The sequence below is a fragment of the Streptomyces sp. NBC_01803 genome, from assembly GCF_035917415.1.
Classification (GTDB): Bacteria; Actinomycetota; Actinomycetes; order Streptomycetales; family Streptomycetaceae; genus Streptomyces.
This window is the reverse complement of the sequence record NZ_CP109073.1, coordinates 4,358,792-4,376,737: the sequence shown is the minus strand read 5'-3', so window position 1 is coordinate 4,376,737 and position 17,946 is coordinate 4,358,792. Positions and strand designations below refer to the sequence as shown.

At 72.5% G+C, this 17,946-nt stretch carries 15 protein-coding genes and 1 tRNA gene; 2 read left to right on the top strand and 14 right to left on the bottom strand.

Going from position 1 to position 17,946, the window contains the following annotated elements:
- Positions 1 to 22: 22 nt before the first annotated feature.
- The 4 genes from leuS to OIE51_RS19845 all read right to left on the bottom strand — a co-directional run bounded on the left by leuS (position 23) and on the right by OIE51_RS19845 (position 5,400).
- Positions 23 to 2,869 (bottom strand): leucine--tRNA ligase, encoded by a 2,847-nt coding sequence (gene leuS, locus OIE51_RS19860; RefSeq protein ID WP_326599086.1) that lies wholly within the window; start codon positions 2,867 to 2,869, stop codon positions 23 to 25.
- Between the two features lie 483 nt (positions 2,870 to 3,352).
- Positions 3,353 to 3,425, bottom strand: a tRNA-Ala gene (locus OIE51_RS19855).
- A gap of 102 nt (positions 3,426 to 3,527) precedes the next feature.
- Complete coding sequence (locus OIE51_RS19850; protein ID WP_049575784.1) at positions 3,528 to 3,761, bottom strand: hypothetical protein; 234 nt, start codon at positions 3,759 to 3,761, stop codon at positions 3,528 to 3,530.
- Positions 3,762 to 3,945: 184 nt separating this feature from the next.
- Entirely contained in the window at positions 3,946 to 5,400 is a 1,455-nt protein-coding gene (locus tag OIE51_RS19845; protein WP_326599085.1) for an MFS transporter, read from the bottom strand.
- Between the two features lie 112 nt (positions 5,401 to 5,512).
- On the opposite strand from OIE51_RS19845, the gene OIE51_RS19840 reads away from it, so the two are divergent.
- Entirely contained in the window at positions 5,513 to 6,382 is an 870-nt protein-coding gene (locus OIE51_RS19840) for a helix-turn-helix transcriptional regulator (protein ID WP_326600710.1), read from the top strand.
- Here the strand turns inward: OIE51_RS19840 and OIE51_RS19835 are convergent.
- The 10 genes from OIE51_RS19835 to proB all read right to left on the bottom strand — a co-directional run bounded on the left by OIE51_RS19835 (position 6,379) and on the right by proB (position 15,309).
- Positions 6,379 to 6,996 (bottom strand): histidine phosphatase family protein, encoded by a 618-nt coding sequence (locus OIE51_RS19835; RefSeq protein WP_326599084.1) that lies wholly within the window; start codon positions 6,994 to 6,996, stop codon positions 6,379 to 6,381. The two genes, OIE51_RS19840 and OIE51_RS19835, sit on opposite strands and share 4 nt — an antisense overlap.
- 26 nt (positions 6,997 to 7,022) lie before the next feature.
- Positions 7,023 to 7,451: a ribosome silencing factor gene (gene rsfS / locus OIE51_RS19830; protein WP_326599083.1), complete on the bottom strand. Its 429-nt coding sequence runs from the start codon at positions 7,449 to 7,451 to the stop codon at positions 7,023 to 7,025.
- Positions 7,452 to 7,525: 74 nt separating this feature from the next.
- On the bottom strand, positions 7,526 to 9,223 hold the full coding sequence (locus tag OIE51_RS19825; protein WP_326599082.1) for an LCP family protein: 1,698 nt from the start codon (positions 9,221 to 9,223) through the stop codon (positions 7,526 to 7,528).
- Between the two features lie 21 nt (positions 9,224 to 9,244).
- A complete protein-coding gene (nadD, locus tag OIE51_RS19820; protein WP_326599081.1) occupies positions 9,245 to 9,868 on the bottom strand; it encodes a nicotinate-nucleotide adenylyltransferase in 624 nt (207 codons plus the stop codon).
- Between the two features lie 9 nt (positions 9,869 to 9,877).
- Complete coding sequence (locus tag OIE51_RS19815; RefSeq protein WP_326599080.1) at positions 9,878 to 10,039, bottom strand: hypothetical protein; 162 nt, start codon at positions 10,037 to 10,039, stop codon at positions 9,878 to 9,880.
- A gap of 107 nt (positions 10,040 to 10,146) precedes the next feature.
- The gene (locus OIE51_RS19810) at positions 10,147 to 11,232 is read right to left on the bottom strand and encodes an SCO2583 family membrane protein (protein ID WP_442811974.1); all 1,086 of its coding nucleotides are present in this window, start codon (positions 11,230 to 11,232) and stop codon (positions 10,147 to 10,149) included.
- 170 nt (positions 11,233 to 11,402) lie between these two features.
- Positions 11,403 to 12,101: an SCO2584 family spore wall biosynthesis protein gene (locus OIE51_RS19805; protein ID WP_326599078.1), complete on the bottom strand. Its 699-nt coding sequence runs from the start codon at positions 12,099 to 12,101 to the stop codon at positions 11,403 to 11,405.
- Positions 12,102 to 12,169: 68 nt separating this feature from the next.
- Positions 12,170 to 13,456, bottom strand: a complete 1,287-nt coding sequence (locus OIE51_RS19800; protein WP_326599077.1) for a glutamate-5-semialdehyde dehydrogenase — start codon at positions 13,454 to 13,456, stop codon at positions 12,170 to 12,172.
- Between the two features lie 132 nt (positions 13,457 to 13,588).
- Positions 13,589 to 14,065: a hypothetical protein gene (locus tag OIE51_RS19795; protein ID WP_442811973.1), complete on the bottom strand. Its 477-nt coding sequence runs from the start codon at positions 14,063 to 14,065 to the stop codon at positions 13,589 to 13,591.
- A gap of 119 nt (positions 14,066 to 14,184) precedes the next feature.
- The gene (proB, locus tag OIE51_RS19790) at positions 14,185 to 15,309 is read right to left on the bottom strand and encodes a glutamate 5-kinase (protein WP_326599076.1); all 1,125 of its coding nucleotides are present in this window, start codon (positions 15,307 to 15,309) and stop codon (positions 14,185 to 14,187) included.
- Between the two features lie 364 nt (positions 15,310 to 15,673).
- Between proB and OIE51_RS19785 the strand changes: the two genes are divergently transcribed.
- Entirely contained in the window at positions 15,674 to 17,905 is a 2,232-nt protein-coding gene (locus OIE51_RS19785; protein WP_326599075.1) for a hypothetical protein, read from the top strand.
- Positions 17,906 to 17,946 lie beyond the last annotated feature (41 nt).

Below are 17,946 nucleotides of genomic sequence, written 5' to 3'. Positions count from 1 at the left end.
GAGTAGGTCCCCAACGGCCGGATCACGCGGGCACGATGTTGACCAACTTCGGCGCCCGCACGATGACCTTGCGGATCGCGGCGCCGCCCAGCGCCTCGACCACAGCCACGTCGGCCAGCGCCAGCGCCTCCAACTCCGCCTCGGACACGGTCGGCGCGACCTCCAGCCGAGCGCGGACCTTGCCCCTGACCTGCACCACGCACGTCACCGACTCGTCCACCACATAGGCCGGATCGGCCACCGGGAACGCCTCGCCGGTGACGCTCTCCCCGTGGCCCAACCGTCGCCACAGCTCCTCCGCGATATGCGGCGCCAGCGGCGCGATCAGCAGCACCAGCGTCTCCGCCGCCGCCCGCGGCACCCGCTCGATCTTGGTGACATGGTTGTTCAGCTCGGTGATCTTGGCGATCGCCGTGTTGAAGCGCAGCTGCTCCAGATCCTGGGTGACGCCGTCGATCGCCTTGTGCATGGCACGCAGCGTCACCTCGTCCGGCTCATCCCCGACGACCGTGACCTCGCCCGTCGCCTCGTCCAGCACGTTGCGCCACAGCCGCTGCAGCAGCCGGTACTGGCCGACGACCGCCCGGGTCTCCCAGGGCCGCGACACGTCCAGCGGCCCCATCGCCATCTCGTACAGCCGCAGCGTGTCGGCCCCGTACGCGGCGAAGATCTCGTCCGGCGCGACCACGTTCTTCAGCGACTTGCCGATCTTGCCCAGCTCGCGGGTGACCGGCTGCCCCTCGTACAGGAACGCGCCGTCCCGCTCCTCGACCTCGGCCGCCGGCACCGGGAAGCCGCGGCTGTCCCGGTAGACGTACGCCTGGATCATGCCCTGGTTGAACAGCTTGTGGTAGGGCTCGGCCGACGAGACGTGGCCCAGGTCGAACAGGACCTTCTGCCAGAAGCGTGCGTACAGCAGGTGCAGCACGGCGTGCTCCGCGCCGCCCACGTACAGGTCGACGCCGCCGGTGGACATGCCCTCGCGCGGCCCCATCCAGTACCGCTCGATCTCGGGGTCGACCAGCTTCTCGTCGTTGTGCGGGTCCAGGTAGCGCAGTTGGTACCAGCACGAACCCGCCCAGTTGGGCATGGTGTTGGTCTCCCGGCGGTACCGCTTGGGCCCGTCGCCCAGGTCCAGGGTGACGTGGACCCACTCCTCGTTGCGCGACAGCGGCGTCTCCGGCCGCGTGTCGGCGTCCTCCGGATCGAACGTCCGCGGCGAGTAGTCGTCGATCTCCGGCAGCTCCAGCGGCAGCAGCTCCTCGGGCAGCGCGTGGGCGACGCCGTCCTCGTCGTAGACGATGGGGAACGGCTCGCCCCAGTACCGCTGGCGGCTGAACAGCCAGTCGCGCAGCCGGAAGTTGACGGTGCCCTCGCCCAGACCGCGCTCCTCCAGCCAGGAGTTGACGCGCGCCTTGGCCTCGGAGACGGTCAGCCCGTCCAGACTCAGCCCCTCGGCCGCCGAGTTGACGATGCGCGCGTCCTTGGAGTTGAACGCGTCCTCCCACATCGCCGGGTCCGTGCCGCGTCCGTCGTCCGGCTCCACGACGCACCGCATCGGCAGCTCGAAGGCCCGCGCGAACACGAAGTCCCTGCTGTCGTGCGCCGGAACGGCCATGATGGCGCCGGTGCCGTAACCCAGCAGCACGTAGTCGGCGATGAACACCGGAACGCGCTCGCCGTTGACCGGATTGACGGCGAACGCGCCGGTGAAGACGCCGGTCTTCTCCTTCGCGTCCGCCTGCCGCTCCACGTCCGACTTGGTGGCGGCCTGCTTGCGGTACGCCGCGACCGCGTCGGCCGGGGTGGCGTGCCCGCCCGTCCACACCGCGTGCGTGCCCTCAGGCCAGGCGGCCGGGACGACGGCGTCGATCAGCTGGTGCTCGGGCGCCAGCACCATGTAAGTGGCGCCGAACAGCGTGTCCTGCCGGGTGGTGAAGACGGTGACGGTGCTACCGTCGCCCTCCTCCCCGACCCGGAAGCCGATCCGGGCCCCCTCGGAGCGGCCGATCCAGTTCCGCTGCTGCAGCTTGATGGCCTCGGGCCAGTCCACAGTCTCCAGGTCGTCCAGCAGCCGGTCGGCATAGGCGGTGATCCGCATGTTCCACTGCCGCAGCTTGGCCTTGAACACCGGGAAGTTGCCGCGCTCGGAACGGCCGTCGGCCGTCACCTCCTCGTTGGCCAGCACGGTGCCCAGGCCGGGACACCAGTTGACCGGCGCGTCGGAGGCGTAGGCCAGCCGGTACCCGCTCAGCACGTCGGCGCGCTCGACGGCGGTCAGCTCACTCCACGGCCGGCCGTCGGGCGTGGCCCGCTCGCCCGCCTCGAACCGCGCGATCAGCTCGTCGATGGGCCGCGCCCGGTCGGCGTCCCGGTCGTACCAGGAGTTGAAGATGCGCAGGAAGATCCACTGCGTCCAGCGGTAGTAGTCCGCGTCGATGGTGGCGAACGAGCGCCGCTGGTCGTAGCCCAGGCCCAGCCGCCGCAACTGGGTCTTGTACGTCCTGATGTTCGCTTCGGTGGAGACCCGCGGATGCGTGCCGGTCTGCACCGCGTACTGCTCGGCGGGCAGCCCGAAGGCGTCGAACCCCAGGGTGTGCAGGACGTTGTGCCCGGTCATCCGCTGGAAGCGGGCGTAGACGTCGGTCGCGATGTACCCCAGCGGATGCCCCACGTGCAGCCCGGCGCCCGACGGGTACGGGAACATGTCCATGATGAACTTCTTGGGCCGGGCGGCCTGCTCCGGATCGTCCGCCAGATCCCCGATCGGGTTGGGCGTCTCGTACGTGCCGTGCCGCTCCCAGTAGTCCTGCCAGCGAGCCTCGATGTCCGCGGCCAGGGCGGCGTCGTACTTGTGTGTCTCGCTCATCGTCTTCGAACTCCATGGGTCGTCTCTGCCACGCAATGAAAAAACCCCTCACACAGGAGGGGATGGCCGCGCTGGCGTCGTGTCCGACGTTCGTCAGCGCGGCCGCGTAAGCAGAAGGCGTACGGCACGCATGCCGACAGGGTAGCGCACTGCCCGAAACCGCCCCCACCGAACAGACCGGGCCCCGCCATGCGAGGCGAAGCCGAGCGGAAACAACAAGAGCGAGGCCGCTCGCGCTTTCCCGGCACACGCCCCGCCCCCACCCCCCGGGGGGCGCGGGTGGCGAAGCCCCCGCCATGCGAGGCGAAGCCGAGCAGAAATGACAAGAGCGAGGCCGCTCGCGCTTTCCCGGCACACGCCCCGCCCCCACCCCCCGGGGGGCGCGGGTGGCGAAGCCCCCGCCATGCGAGGCGAAGCCGAGCAGAAATGACAAGAGCGAGGCCGTTCGCGCTTTCCGCGAACACACCTCGCCTCTCGATCTTGTGGAGCTAAGGAGAATTGAACTCCTGACCTCTTGCATGCCATGCAAGCGCTCTACCAACTGAGCTATAGCCCCTTGTCGCGACGCTTTGGGCTTTCCCTTCCGGGCTTTCCCTCGGCGGCGATGCCTACTGTACACGCCCCCTGGGCTCGTTTGCCAAATCGGTTCCGGCCGGGGTCAGACGCTCGCGAACGAGTAGAAACGCTTCAGCGCGCAGTGCTCGTCCAGCAGCCGGCCGTAGATCGGCTCGCCCTCCAGCTCGCGGTACACCTCGATCGGGTCGCCCTTTATGATCAGCGCCCGCGCGCACTCCACACACCAGTACTGGTAAGCCACGTTGACGGGTTGCAGGTCGCGGACGATGGGCGTACCCGCTCCGCACCAGTCGCACTTTCTGCTGTGTGCACCCATGCGCCTATCAGCTCCACCCTCGGTTGTGGGCCGTGCACACGAGGCATACCCCTCCGTCGAGTCGGTGATCACAACCGGGAGGTCCCGCTCCCGGCGTAGTGACGATTCTGCCATGGCAGGAGCCTGCGGATAAGCCTTGTGATCCCGCCTCCGCACCAAGGGAGACGGGATCGATACACAGGGCTCAGCGGGTCTTCGCGCGGTTCAGCGCCCCGGCCGCCACACCCGCCGCGGCCGTCACACCGAGCACGAGCGTTGTCACCCACAGTCCGTCCGCCGACGACAGCGTGCTCTCCGTCCGGTTGAGGTAGAGCGTGCCGAACGTCGCGATGCCCACCAGCATGCCCAGCTGTGTCATCATCGCCGTCACCCCGCTCGCGTCGGCCGCGTCCTCCGGCCGGACCGAGGCCAGCGAACGGGTCAACGTCGGGCTGTAGGCCAGCGCGTTGGCCGCGCCGTTCACGCCGAACGCCACCAGCGCCACCGGCCCCACGTCGTCGCCGTCGCGCAGCGCGAGGCCCATCACCAGGATCGCCAGGGCGGAGACCGCGAACCCACCGGGCACCAACAGGCCGTGCCAGCGCCCCGGTATGCCGCGCCACATCAGCGAGACGGCGCCGAACGTGACGGCGGTGGGGATGAAGATCAGCCCGGCGTGCAGCGGGCCGTATCCCAGCGCCGCGCCCGCCTCCGCCCCCTGGAGGTGCAGCGACAGGGCGAACATGACGCCGCTGTTGGTCGCCATCACCAGGAAGATCCGGACGGCGGCCAGCGGCATGCCGGGGCTGCCGAGCACCCGGGGCGAGATCAGCGGGGCCCCACCGCGCCGCGCGAGCCGCAGCTCGTAGGTGACGAACAGCGCCACCAGCACCGCGCTGGCCGCCAGCGAGAGCCAGCACCACAGCGGCCAGTCCTCTTCCTGGCCGAGCACCAGCGGGATGGTGAACAGCATGACGGCGGCGGTCAGCAGCGTCAGCCCCGGCAGGTCGAGGGAGCGGGCCCGCTCGGTGCGCGCCGGGCGGTCCAGCGGCACGACCCGCAGGCCGAAGAAGAGCAGCGCCGCGCCGATCGGCACGTTGACCAGGAAGATCGGGCGCCAGCCCCAGCCGAACAGGTCGGCGTCGATCAGCGCGCCGCCCGCGATCTGGCCGGCGGCGGCGCCGGTCGCGATCACCGCCGAGTAGAGGGTGAGCGCTCTGGCCCGCGCGGTGCCGGTGAAGGTGCGCTGGATGAGGCTGAGCACCTGCGGCAGCATCATCGAGGCGCCGGCGCCCTGGAGGAAGCGGAAGGCGATCAGCTGCCCGGTGCCGACAGCCAGGCCGCAGGCGAGCGAGGCGAGGGTGAAGAGTGCCAGCCCGCCCAGGAGCAGACGCCCGGGACCGTACCGGCCGCCGAGCCGGGCGCCGGTGATGAGCAGGACCGCGTAGGAGATGGTGTAGCCGGCGATGACGAGCTGCAACTCGCCGCCGGAAGCGTGGAGATCGGACTGGATCGTGGGTGCGGCGACGTTGACGATGAAGACGTCGAGCAGTGCCATGAACAGTCCGGCGAGGACGATGGTCAGCAGCCAGCCCGGCCGTCCGGCCGGACGGCCCCCCGTGGCCCGCCCGGCCGGCGTGATCGTCGATGTCGTGGTCATGCCCACCAGCGTGCGCCCGACGCGATACCGGTAACGAGAGCCCCTCGATACTGGTATTGACAGCACCTGGCAGCCGGTGCCGGGGAACGGCAAGGTGGGAGACGTGACGACCATGACGCCCGTGACGCGCGGTACGGCGAGCGACCGCCGCAGGCTGGAGCTGGCCGCCTTCCTGCGCGGCAGGCGGGCCCGCATCACCCCCGCCGATGTCGGCATGCCGCCCGGCCTGCGCAGACGCACGCCCGGCCTGCGCCGCGAAGAGGTCGCGCAGCTCGCGGGCGTGGGCATCACCTGGTACACGTGGCTGGAGCAGGGCAGACCGATCAACGCCAGCGCGCAGGTCCTGGACGCGATCGCCCGCACGCTGCGGCTGGACGCCGTCGAGCGCGAGCACCTGTACCACCTGGCCGAAGTGCCCTGCGTCCCCGGGCCCGAGGACGGCACACCGGGCGTGGACACCGTCGACGACGGCATGCGGGTGGTGCTCGACGCCCTCAATCCGCTGCCCGCCGTCGTCTACAACGCGCGCTACGACGTGCTGGGGAACAACGCCACCTACCGGGCGCTCTTCCCCGACGCTTACCAGAGACGGCACGGACCGCGGAATGTGCTGTGGACGCTGTTCACCACGGATCCCGTGCGGTGCCCGGTCGTCCTGCGGGAGCACGAGCTGAAGATCATGGTCGCCACCCTGCGGGCCTCCTACGGCAGCCACGTCGGGGAGCCGGCCTGGGAGTCATTCGTCCGCGAACTGTGCGCGGCGAGCCCGGAGTTCGCCGCGATGTGGGCCAGCGGCGACGTCGCGCCGCCCGGACCGCGGGTGAAGACCTTCCGGCACCCGGACATCGGGGAGATCCGGCTGTGCTCGCAGTCCCTGTCCGTCAACGGCATGCCGGATTCCCGGCTGGTCGTGTACACCCCGGGCGACGAGGAGAGCCGGCGGTACGTCGAGTCGCTCGCCGCCGGGGCCGACCCGCTCTAGACGTCGTCGCCGATGACGGGCTCGGGCAGCGAGCTCGCGTTGTGCTCCAGCAGCCGCCAGCCGCGCACGCTCTCGCCGAGCACCGACCAGCAGCAGTTGGACAGCCCGCCCAGCGACTCCCAGCTCCCCGGGGGCAGCCCGAGCAGCCGGCCGATGGTGGTGCGGATGGCCCCGCCGTGGCTGACGACGACCAGCGCCCGGCCGGGCGGCAGCTTCTCCGCCGTGCGCTCGATGAGCGGTGCCGCGCGGTCCGCGACCTCCGTCTCCAGCTCGCCGCCCCCGCGCCGCACCGGCTCACCGCGCTTCCACGCCGCGTACTCGTCGCCGAAACGGGCGATGATCTCCTCGTGGGTGAGCCCCTGCCAGGCGCCCGCATACGTCTCCCGCAGCGCCTCGTCATAGGTGACGTCGAGCCCGGTCACCTCCGCCAGCTCGGCGGCCGTGTCCCGCGTGCGGCGCAGATCGGAGGAGACGATGGCGAACGGGTCGAGGCGGGCCAGCTGCCCGGCGGCGCGGCGCGCCTGGGCCCGGCCGATGTCGGTCAGCTCGATGTCCGTGGTGCCCTGGAACCGGTTCTCCAGGTTCCACGGCGTCTGACCGTGCCGCCACAGCACGATCCGGCGGACGCCGTTCGCGCCGCTCAGCGCCGCTCACCGCCCTCGCCGACCTCCACCGCGTGCTCGGCGGCGCGGCCCCGGGTGGCCTGGGCGTCCTCGGGCAGCTCCAGCAACGGGCAGTCCTTCCACAGGCGCTCCAGCGCGTAGAACACCCGCTCCTCGGCATGCTGCACATGCACCACGACGTCGACGTAGTCCAGCAGGACCCAGCGGCCCTCCCGCTCGCCCTCGCGGCGGACCGGCTTGATGCCCAGCTCCTTGGACAGCCGCTCCTCGATGCCGTCGACGATCGCCTTGACCTGGCGGTCATTGGGAGCGGAGGCCAGCAGGAAGGCGTCGGTGATGGCCAGGACGTCACTGACGTCGTAGGCGATGATGTCGTGCGCGAGCTTGTCGGCGGCGGCCTGGGCGGCGACCTCGATCAGCTCGGTGGCGCGGTCCGTGGCGGTCACAGGTGCAGCAATCTCCTCGATGTCGCGGGCGGGGGCCCGTCCGTGCTGTCCAGGGTCTCACGCCGCGCCGACCCTCACTCCCCAAAATCCTCGCCCAGGGTGATCGTCACATCGGCATTGCCCGCACCTTCACCCTGGGTGACGGCCTCCTCGGACAGGCCCAGCGTCCTGGCCACCTCGACGGCGGTCCCCCGGTGCGCCTCGTCCGCGTACACCACCGACGACTCGGCGCTCGTCTCGCCCGCCGCGCGGCTGTCGACCACGCTGAAGCCACCGTTGACCAGGGTGACCCTCGCCTGCTCGGTCGAGCCCTGGCCGCCACCGGCGTCCCGGATGCCGACCCGTGGCGCCGCGCCCGGGGCGGCGTCGCTGACGGTGCCGCCCAGCACGTCCGCCACGAGCCCGTCCGCGGTCTCGTCACTGAGGGTCCCGCCCTCCTCGACGGGGAGCTGCTCCGTGGTGTATTCGCCCGCCTCCGCGTAACCGGCGAGCCGGGCGAGGCTGGCGCCGAGCTCCTCCTCGGTCAGCGAGGGGTCGGTGATCTGGGAGAGCGCCTGCACGATCCGGACGGCGCCGCCCTCGGTGTCCGGCATCCTCTCCAGAACCGCCCGCATCACCTGGCCGAACCGCGCGAGCTGCGCGCTCTGCGGCTCGTCCTCGGCCCGGTAGGTGGCGTAGGCGACGGCGGCCCCGCCGTCCAGCGCGACGTCCTCGCCGAGCGGGACCAGCGGTCCCTCGCGCGCCTCGCCTCCCTCGCCTTCATCGTCTCCCTCGCCCGCCTCGCCCGCCTCGTCCGGCACCTCGGTGTCGGTGGTGAGGGTGATGCCGCCGACCAGGTCGACCAGGTTCTCCAGGTAGGGGGTGTCCAGCCGCCAGGTGCCCTTGATATCGGCGCCGAGCAACCCGCCGACGGCCTCCCGCACGGATCCGGCGGCCTCGTCGAGAACGGCCTGGCCGAGCGTGGTGGGGCCGTTGTCGGGGGTCACGGCCAAGTCGTTGGGGAGCAGCAGCATGGTGCCCGCCGAGGTGGTCTCGTTGGCGACCAGCAGGGCGGTGGCGGTCTCGTCGGAGTCGAGCTGGCGCAGGTGGACCACGATCACGTCGCGCTCCTGGGCCTCGGCGGAGGTCCCGGCGCCGCCGGCACCGGGCACGAACGGCAGCCGGTCGGTGGCCCACAGATACCCGGCGCCGCCGAGCAGTGCCAGGACCAGCACCACGGCGAGCAGCCGGCGCCGGTTCCGGCCGCGCCGCTTGGCCTCCTCGCGGCGCTCGGTGCGGCTCTCGGTGAACTTCAGCCAGTCGATGACGTCTTTTGACTCCTCGTCGGGCTCGTCGACGAAGGAGAACTGCTCGGTCTGGTAGTCGTCGTCCGGCGGCTGTCTGGGCGGCGGCACGGCCCCCGGCTGCTCGGCGGGCTCGGGCGGCGCCGACTCGGCGGCGGCGGGCTGCCCGGCGGGCTGCCCGGCGGTGCCGTAGTCGTAGCCGTAACCCGCGTAGACGTCCGTGGCGGGCGGTTGCTGCGCCGTACCGTACTCGTACCGCTGCCGCTGGTGGGCGTCCGGGTGGCCCGTGGCGTACGCGCCGTACCCGTAGCTCTCGTGCGCGGCGGGCTGCTCCCGCTGCTGTTCCTGTTCCTGTTGCTGTTCCTGTTGCTGTTCCTGTTGCTGTTCCTGCTGTCCCCGCTGCTGCTGGGGAGGGGCCGGCATGTAGAGCGGGCGCCCGTATTCGTCGTATCCGTAGACCTGCCCGTACGGATCCTGTCGGTCGTTCACAGTGCCGCCCTTCAAGCCCGCTCAGCGTGTGGGTTCGGTGAGGTCCCGGTACAGCGCACGCTTGTTGATGTAGCGCACGACCCCGTCGGGCACCAGATACCAGACAGGATCGCCGCGGGCGACCCGTTCGCGGCAGTCCGTGGAGGAGATCGCCAGCGCGGGCACCTCCACCAGCGACACGCCGCCCTGCGGCAGGCCCGGGTCGGCGAGGACGTGGCCCGGCCGGGTCACCCCGATGAAGTGCGCGAGCGAGAAGAGCTCGGCGGCGTCGCGCCAGCCCAGGATCTGGGCCAGCGCGTCGGCGCCGGTGATGAAGAACAGGTCCGCGTCCTCGTGTTCGGCGCGCAGCTCCCGCAGGGTGTCGATCGTGTACGTCTTGCCGCCGCGGTCGATGTCGATCCGGCTGACGGAGAACTGCGGATTCGACGCCGTCGCGATGACCGTCATCAGATAGCGGTCCTCGGGCGGGGACACGGACCGGTGCCCCTTCTGCCAGGGCTGCCCGGTCGGCACGAAGATGACCTCGTCGAGGTGGAAGCGTGCGGCCACCTCGCTGGCGGCGACCAGGTGCCCGTGGTGGATCGGGTCGAAAGTCCCGCCCATCACGCCCAGCCGCCGCTTGGCGTGGCCTATCTTCTCGCGCATGCGCCGACCTTAGCGGTCGCGGTTGAGCCGCGTCGTGATCCAGAGCAGAAGAAGCAGGGCGGCGAAGGCGCCACCGCCGACGGCGTAGGCGTTGAGCGTGCTCTCGTGACCGCCCTCCTCGGCGAGGGTGCGCAGGGCCGAGGCGGCGGGCGAAGCGGTGAGGTGGGTCATCGCGAACCTATCCGGGAACGGGACGGCATGGACTCGGTGCCTGTCATCGTATGCGGACCCGTCCGCGACAGCCTCCCGCCCCCACGCTCGCGCGCGCGGCCCGCCGGTCAGCGGCCGTCCGGGGTCGGCATTCCCCCGGCCGGGAAGCTGCCGCACGGCGCGGGCCGATGCTCCTCCAGCACGTACGGATCGAAGCCCGCGGACGGCGGCAGCGAGGCGCGTTCCCCGGCGAGCAGCGGGGTGAGCACGGCGGAGGTGTCGGCGCCGCAGTCCATCGGCCCGGCCACGGTCTCCGTCTGCCGCAGCACCACGTCGCGGTCGCGCAGCTCCTCCTTGCCGAACTGGAGCCGCACCAGCCGCCGCACGGTGAACAGCGCCGCCTCGGTGTCCAGGGCGCCCGGCGGACGCAGCGCGTAGACGAAGACGTGGCGGCCGTCGACCTGGAGGATGTCCTCGGTGACCTGGGTGAACGTGAAATCACCGGCCACCCGCACCTGCGGGTCGGCGAGCAGGGCCTCGTCGGCGTCGAAACGGATCAGCCAGTCCGTGGCGTCCGAGTGCGGATCCCGCCCGCCCACGGCGCTGTCGAACTGCCGCTGCTGCTCGGCGCCGAGCAGCTCGCGCACCGGCGCGGTGGTCGCCCCGGCGAGCACGTTGGGGGTGAGCGCGCTGGCCACCACGTACTCCTTGGCGAGGGTCAGCGCGGTGAGGACCTGCTCGCGCGAGAAGTCCGCCGTCTGCCGCGGGTCGGGCAGGCGCACTCCCCCGGCCCCGGCGCCGTAGTCGTCGGCCGGGCTGCTCGCGTACAGCTCGGCGGCGTCGGCGGACCCGGGCACCTCGCCCCCTGGGGCGAGCGCGACCAGGCTCCCGGCCGGCGGATCGGCGTGAAGGGCGCGATCGACCTCGTACGGATTGTTGGCGCCCAGAAAGATCGCGGCGGCGAACGCCATCAGGACGATCAGCCCCAGCGCGAAGCCCTGCTTCGGCACCGTCCTGCCGAAGCCGTGCCCCGATGCGGCCGGTCGTCTTCGGACGGCCGTGGTGTGATCCTCAAGCCGCTCCTGCGCGGAGAATTCCTCCAGGCGCGCAGCTCTGACGAACGACTCGTCGAAGACGGTCGATTGATATTCCTCGTCCCCGGCTCCCGGAGTGCCCCCGGGAGTCCCTTCTGGAGGGTCGGTCCGCCCGGCCACCCTTTTAGCGTAGGTCGCGGACCCAGGCGTAAACAGACCTCCCGGGCAGGCAATTTCACCGTTCCCGTGCGATGTGCGTACCGCGCGCGGCCCCAACGCCCGTACGGCACGGGCGGCCAGGGAGCTGGAGGGACGGGAAGGATCAGGGGGACCCGGGGGGACCGGAACCGCTAGGGTCCGCCGTCCGGTCCGTTGTCCGCGGACTCCACGTCCTCCGTGGTCCGGCCGCCGCCGTCGCCGTCCGACTCGCTGGCCGGGGCGGGCGGGCCGGGAACCCGGGGCTGGGCGGCACCGGCGCGCTGGATGGCTATGAGCGCGAAGGCGATGACGCTGATGCCCATCACCATGGCCAGCACACAAGCCACGGGGCGCTGCCAGCGGCCTGGCGCGCCGCCCAGACCGCCGCGCGGTCTCGGGGCGGGCCGCCAAGCCGCCGGGGGCGGCTGGGCCTCCCGGCCGCCGGGGCCGCGTATCCCGTCCGCGCCATAGCCGCCGTACGCGGTGAACGAGCCGAACGTCGGCCTGTCCTCGTCGTCCTCGTCCGGCAGATAGCGGGTGTAGTCGGAGCGGTCGAACCGCCCCTCGTCGTCCACGTCGTCGTCACCGTCGAAGCCGCCCAGCCCGTCGGAGGCGCCGGGGTCCAGGTCGGGGTCCCGGTAGAACCCGACTTCTCCGCCGGCTTCGGACTCGGCACGCTCCATCGCCGCGTAGAGGATCCGCTCGGCCGCGGTGGGCTCGTGGATCCGGGCGGCCTCGACGAACGCCTCGTCGAGCACCACGGAGGCGAACGCCTCCTCGGCTGCCCCGAGGTCATGGCTGTCGGGCCCTTCACCGTTCGGGAACGGCTGGCCCCCCACGTCGTCCGGCACGCTTCCCAGCGTAGGCGCAATGAGTCCGCAGGGGGAGGGCCATCCGGATATCGCTGCCGGACCGGACATCAGTCCCGGAGGTGACCGTCCCCGGTGACCACGTAGGTGGTGGAGGTGAGCTCCGGCAGGCCCATCGGTCCCCGGGCGTGCAACTTCTGCGTGGAGATGCCGATCTCGGCGCCGAAGCCGAACTGCCCGCCGTCCGTGAAACGGGTGGAGGCGTTCACCATCACGGCCGAGGAGTCCATCAGCGAGACGAAACGGCGGGCGGCGGACGTGTCCTTGGTGACGATCGCCTCCGTGTGGCCCGACGCCCAGCGGCGGATGTGCGCCGCCGCCGCGTCCAGGTCGGGCACCACGGCGGCGGCGATGTCGTAACTCAAGTACTCCGTCGCCCAGTCCTCGTCGGTCGCCGCGGTCACCTCGGTGCCCGCCGCCCGGCCGGCCGCGCGCCACGCCTCGTCGCCGTGCACGGTGACCCCGGCGGCGGTGAGCGCGGCGAGCGCGCGTGGCAGGAAGCGGTCGGCGATCCCGGCGTGGACGAGAACGGTCTCCGCCGCGTTGCACACGCTGGGCCGCTGGGCCTTGGAGTTGACGAGGATGTCCACCGCCATCTCCAGGTCGGCCGACTCGTCCACGTACACATGGCAGTTGCCCACGCCGGTCTCGATGACGGGGACCGTCGACTCGTTCACCACGGTCTGGATCAGCGAGGCCCCGCCACGCGGGATCAGCACGTCGACCAGGCCGCGGGCGCGCATCAACTCGTGCACCGCCTCCCGGCCCTCGCCCGGCACCAACTGCACTGCGTCGGCGGGCAGTCCGGCCTTCTCGACGGCGTCCCTGAGCACGCCGACCAGCGCTGTGTTGGAGGCATACGCGGAGGAAGAGCCGCGCAGCAGCACGGCGTTGCCCGACTTCAGGCAGAGCGCTGCGGCGTCCACCGTCACGTTGGGCCGGGCCTCGTAGATGATGCCGACGACACCGAGCGGGACCCGGACCTGCCGCAGCTCCAGGCCGTTCGGCAGCGTGGAGCCGCGCACCACCTCGCCGACCGGATCGGGCAGCGCCACCACGTCGCGCACGTCGGCGGCGATCGCGGCGACGCGCCGCGGGGTGAGCGTGAGCCGGTCCACGATCGACTCGGCGGTGCCGGCCGCGCGGGCCTTGACGATGTCCTCGGCGTTGGCCGCGACCACCTCGTCGGCGCGCGCCTCCAGGGCGTCGGCGATGGCCACCAGCGCCGCGTCCCGCGCCGAGCGGGGCAGCGGCGCCAGCGCGGCGGCGGCTTCCTTGGCCCGGCGTGCGGTGGCGAGGACGGGAGAGGTGCCGATGGGGTGTGCGGGACTGCTCATGTCATCAAGCGTAGCCGCCGTCCGGCGGACCCCGGAACGGGCTCGGAGCGGGCACGGACCGGTGCCCCGAGCGGCATGGACCAGTGCCCCGAACGGGCGCGGACCGGTGCCCCGAACGGGCGCGGCACCGGCTCAGAACGGGTGCACGCCCACCGGAACGGCCGGCGGCGGACCGTACCCCTCGGCGACCCGCTGGTGGTACGTCTCCCGGCCGATGACCTCCAGACCGACGATCTCCCAGGGCGGCAGCTGCGCGGTGCGCCGGTGCTCGCCCCACAGCCGCAGCGCGACGGCCGCCGCGTCGTGCAGGTCCCGCGCCTCCTCCCAGTACCTGATCTCGGCGTGGTCGTGGGCGTAGCGGCTGGTCAGGAGGAACGGGTGGTCGTTGGCGAGCTTCTCCAGGGCGCGCCTGACGTCCGTCAGCGGCGCGGCCTCGCCCGCCACGCTGAGCGTGATGTGCCACAGTCGCGGGGTCTCGCGGGTGGGCTCCTCGCGCGGCTGCGCTCCCCCGGAGGGTCCGACGCTGGCCAGTCGTCTCACCGGTGGCCTCCTGACATGGTGCTGGTGCGGTGCGGGTACGGGACTCGGTGCGGGCGCGACATCACTCAAAAGTTGACCAGCTCGCGCGCGACGGCGCGGCCGTTTCCCGGAACCTTCCGTGGAAAGACTGGTCTTTCACAGCTCCGGCACCGGTCCGGCCGCGCCCGTCGCGAGGCTCGCCCCATGGACTATGCCCGCAACAGCACCAGGTCATCGCGGTGTACGACTTCTCTTTCGTAGGCCGGGCCGAGCTCGCGGCCCAGCTCGTGGGTGGAACGGCCGATCAGTCGCGGGATCTCCGCGGCGTCGAAGGTGACCAGCCCGCGCGCCACCGGACGACCCGATTCGTCGCGCAGCTCGATCGGATCACCGGCCACGAAGTCGCCCTCCACACCGGTGATCCCGGCCGGCAGCAGGGAGCTGCCGCGCTCGGTGATGGCCCGCACGGCCCCGGCGTCGAGCGTGACCGAGCCGCGCGGGGCGGAGGCGTGGGCCAGCCACAGCAGCCGGCCGGCCGACCGGCGCCCGGTGGCGTGGAAGTACGTCCCGGCGGCGGACGAGCCCGACAGCGCGTCGGCGGCCCGGCCCGCCGAGGTGAGCACCACCGGGACACCGGCGCCGGTGGCGATCGACGCGGCCTCGACCTTGGTGACCATGCCGCCGGTCCCCACCCCGGCCCGGCCCGGCCGGCCCAGCTCGATGCCCTCCAGATCGGCCGGTCCCGTGACCTCGTGGATCAGCCGGGTACCGGCGCGGGACGGGTCGCCGTCGTAGAGGCCGTCCACGTCGGAGAGCAGCACCAGCAGGTCGGCGCGGACCAGGTGGGCGACGAGCGCGGCGAGCCGGTCGTTGTCGCCGAAGCGGATCTCGTCGGTGGCCACGGTGTCGTTCTCGTTGACGACCGGGATCACGCCCATCGCCAGGAGCTGGTCGAGAGTGCGGTAGGCGTTGCGGTAGTGCGCGCGGCGGCGGGTGTCGTCGGCGGTGAGCAGCACCTGGCCGACGCGGCGGCCGTACCGGGCGAACGAGGCGGTGTAGCGGGCCAGCAACAGCCCCTGCCCGACGCTGGCGGCGGCCTGCTGCCGCGCGAGGTCCGCCGGGCGTCGCGGCAGCCCGAGCGGGGCGAGGCCCGCGGCGATCGCACCGGAGGAAACCAGTACGATCTGCCTCCCGTCCTGTTTCACCAGCACATCGACGAGTGCGTCCACCCGGTCGGCGTCAAGCCCGCCGACCGCGGTGGTCAGCGAGGATGAGCCGATCTTGACGACGATCCTGCGGGCATCGGAGACACCCTGCCGTACCGCTGCGCTCACTGCGTCTCCCTGCTCTCCCCCAGGCTCCGCCCGGGGGTGCCGCCGGCCCCCGCGCGGCGACCGTTCGGGCGTCCTCGGGACCCGCGACCGGACAGCCGCGCGTGCGTCGCTCACCGGGGTACCCCTGCGTTCGTTCGTTCCCGGTCAAACCGGACTGCCGTCCGTAATCTATGCCACCACGCCGATAGGCCGCTCCCTCATATAGGCGCATCTCGCGTCACCCCCTTCCCCGGCGTCCCCCACGCCCCGCTGCGATTGCCGCCCGGGGTCGTCCGGCCTACGCTCGGTGCTGGACCAGCGCATATCCGCATGCCGGGTGACACATCCCCACATCCCCACATCCACCCCATTCCGGAGCCTCACTGTGTCTGCGGGACCGTCGCTTCGTCGCGGCGCGCGATGGATCGCCCTCGCCGCCCTGCTGTGTGCCTTCTTCCTCCAGTTCGTCGGCGCCCTGCTGCCGAACGCCCCGCTGCTGTGCGCGGCGGCGGCCGTCGGCATCGGACTCGACTTCCTACTGCGCCGCTGGCAGCCCGGCATCCTGGCCCTGCTCACGAAGCTGCACTGCGACGAGGCGGTCCGGCAGCTCCTGCGCGACCTGCTGATCGTCGTGGGCCTCGGGCACCTCTCCGGGCTGGCCACCGGCGCGCGGCTGGCCCTCGTCGGCGGCCTGCTCGCCTGCTACGCGGCGCACTTCCTGTGCCGCGCGCTGGCCGTCCTGGTCCGCCGCTCGCGCACGCTGCCGATCGTCACCCGCAACATCGACACCGCCGCGCTGCGCCTGTCCCCCGCGCCGCCCCGGCCGCTGATGCGTCCCGGCCGCCGGATGCCGCTGTTCGCCGTGCCGGCCACCGCCGGGATGCTGGCGACGGCGCTCACCGACCGCACTGCCTGGGGCCTGCTCGGGATCGCGATCTCCCTCGCCCTGTTCGCGGGCGGTACGGCCTACCTGGCGACGTGGCTGCTGCCGGGCAAGCGCCCGCCGGACGACGAACGGACGCTGGCGTGGTTCGAACGCTGGCTCGCGGCCTACCGCCCCGACGTCGGTCTGTACTTCTCCGGCGGCTCGGGCACCGCCTACCAGGCGAACATGTGGCTCTCCACGCTGGCCGCCCTGGACGCCCACCCGCTGGTCGTGCTCCGCGAGCGCGGCATGGTGCAGCAGATCGCCGCGACGGACGTGCCGATCGTGTGCCTGCCGAAGGTCGCGCACCTGATGCTGCTGGAGCACTCCTCGCTCAAGATGCTGCTGCACCCGGCCAACGCCCCCAAGACCTCGCAGGTCCTGCGCATCCCGACGATCAAGCACGCCTTCACCAACCACGGCGAGAGCGACAAGCTGTCGAGCTGCAACCCCTACGCCAAGGTCTACGACGAGGTGTGGGTCGCCGGCCCCGCCGCGCGCAAGCGGTACGCCCTCGCGGACGTCGGCGTGGACGACCGGGACGTGGTCGAGGTCGGCCGCCCGCAGCTCGCGCCGATCCGGCCCGCCGCCGGCCCGCCGGACCCCGCCGGGCCCGTGACCGTGCTGTACGCGCCCACTTGGGAGGGCTGGACCAACGACCCGGGCAACACGTCCGTGCTGCTGGCCGGCGAGAACATCGCCCGCGCCCTGCTGGCCGACCCCCGGGTGCGACTGCTCTACAAGCCGCACCCGATGACCGGCTCGGTGAACCCCGAGGCGGGCGAGGCCGACGCCCGGATCCGCGCGCTGGTCGAGGAGGCCAACGCCGCCGCCGCGCCACACGCCCCGGCCCGGCCGGCGGCTCTGCCCACCCGGGGCGCCGCCGCCGAACGCGGCGCGCTCGCCGCCCCGCCCCTGGGCGGCGAGGCGCGGGAGGCGGACACCGCCGCTCCCGGGCCGCGGGCGCTGGGTGTCAGCGTGCCCGCCGACGGTCGCGGGCCCGCCGCGCAGGCCCACCTCCTGGCGGAGCTGGAGCGCCGCACGGGGGAGCTGGACGCGCTGACCGCCCGCGCGTTCCGTCCCGGAGCGGACGAGGTCGAGCGCATGATGCGGCAGACCGCCCCCGAGCCGGGCCGCGCCGAGGCGGTGGCGGCGGCCACCGAGGCGTGGCGGGCGGCGTTCTGGGCCGCCCAGCCGCCCCGCGCCCATCTGGTGCTCACCGGGGCGCGCCCCGACATCTACTCCTGCTTCAACGAGGCCGATCTGCTGATCTCCGACGTCTCCAGCGTCGTCGCGGACTTCCTGGCCGGCGCCAAGCCGTACGCCGTGGTGAACACCAGCGGCCTGTCCGAGGCCGACTTCCGCGCCGCCAATCCCACCGTCCGGGCGGCCACCGTGCTGTCCCCGGACGCCGAGGGCGTTCCGGCGCTGCTCGACGCGGTGCTCGACCCCGCCCGGGACACGCTCACGGCGGAACGGGCGGCGCTCAAGGAGTATCTGCTCGGGCCGTCCGAGCCGCCGTCGCTCGCCCGCTTCCAGGACGCGGTCCGCGCCCTGTGCGCCGCCTCCGACGCCCGCCGCGCGCGCCAGGCTCGTCTGATCTCCGACACCCCCGTGGAGCTGCCCATAGCGCGCCCGTCGGCGCCTCCGCCGGGCCGGGCGCGCCCGTCAGGCCAGGGTGTGCCGCAGTAGCCGGCCGCTGTCCGGGCCGATGACGGCGGCCGGCGCCTCCT

What these genes read in the sequence shown, in the direction of transcription:
- leuS (WP_326599086.1), bottom strand. Translation starts at nt 2,869, where the DNA reads ATGAGCGAGACACACAAGTACGACGCCGCCCTGGCCGCGGACATCGAG.
- OIE51_RS19850 (WP_049575784.1), bottom strand. Translation starts at nt 3,761, where the DNA reads ATGGGTGCACACAGCAGAAAGTGCGACTGGTGCGGAGCGGGTACGCCC.
- OIE51_RS19845 (WP_326599085.1), bottom strand. Translation starts at nt 5,400, where the DNA reads ATGACCACGACATCGACGATCACGCCGGCCGGGCGGGCCACGGGGGGC.
- OIE51_RS19840 (WP_326600710.1), top strand. Translation starts at nt 5,513, where the DNA reads ATGACGCCCGTGACGCGCGGTACGGCGAGCGACCGCCGCAGGCTGGAG.
- nadD (WP_326599081.1), bottom strand. Translation starts at nt 9,868, where the DNA reads ATGCGCGAGAAGATAGGCCACGCCAAGCGGCGGCTGGGCGTGATGGGC.
- OIE51_RS19815 (WP_326599080.1), bottom strand. Translation starts at nt 10,039, where the DNA reads ATGACCCACCTCACCGCTTCGCCCGCCGCCTCGGCCCTGCGCACCCTC.
- OIE51_RS19800 (WP_326599077.1), bottom strand. Translation starts at nt 13,456, where the DNA reads ATGAGCAGTCCCGCACACCCCATCGGCACCTCTCCCGTCCTCGCCACC.